Origin of the sequence: Neisseria sp. P0019.S002 (assembly GCF_051957155.1) — a bacterium.
Classification (GTDB): domain Bacteria; phylum Pseudomonadota; class Gammaproteobacteria; order Burkholderiales; family Neisseriaceae; genus Neisseria; species Neisseria perflava.
The window spans coordinates 1-438 of sequence record NZ_JBQCWS010000161.1 but is presented as its reverse complement, the minus strand read 5'-3'; the positions used below and the strand labels follow the sequence as shown (position 1 = coordinate 438).

The 438-nt window shown below is 48.6% G+C and carries 1 protein-coding gene; it reads right to left on the bottom strand.

Annotation, left to right across the window (positions count from 1 at the left end):
- A partial coding sequence (locus ACTHTY_RS12090) for a hypothetical protein (protein WP_440367874.1) occupies positions 1–438 on the bottom strand: 438 nt, incomplete at both ends.

The following is a 438-nucleotide window of genomic DNA, read 5'->3' as shown; positions in this document are numbered from 1 at the left end:
CTCCGTCCTCTTTTCCTCCTCTTTTTCCTCCGTCCTTTTTTCTTTCCCCCTCCTCTTTCCCTTTTTCCCTTCCTCCCTCCTTTCCCCTCCTTTCCCCCTTTTCCCCTTCCTTCTTCCCCTCCCCCTCTTCCTCCTTCCTTTCTCTCTCTTTCTCCCCCTTCTTCTTTCCCCTCTTTTCCTTCCCTTTTCTCCTCTCTTTCTCTTCCCCTCCTTTTCTCTTTTTTTTTCTCCTTCCTTCTTTTCTCTTTTCTTCCCCTTCCTCCTCCTCCTTTCTTCCTCTTCCTCTTTCTCTTCCTCCCTCCTTTCTTTTTTTCTCCCTTCTCTCTTTTTTCCTTTTTCCTTTTCCTCCCTCTCCTCCTTCCTTTCCCTTTTTCCCTCCTCCCTTTCTTCCCCCTTCCCCTCTTCCTTCTTTCTCTTCTCCCCCTCTTCCTCTTCCTC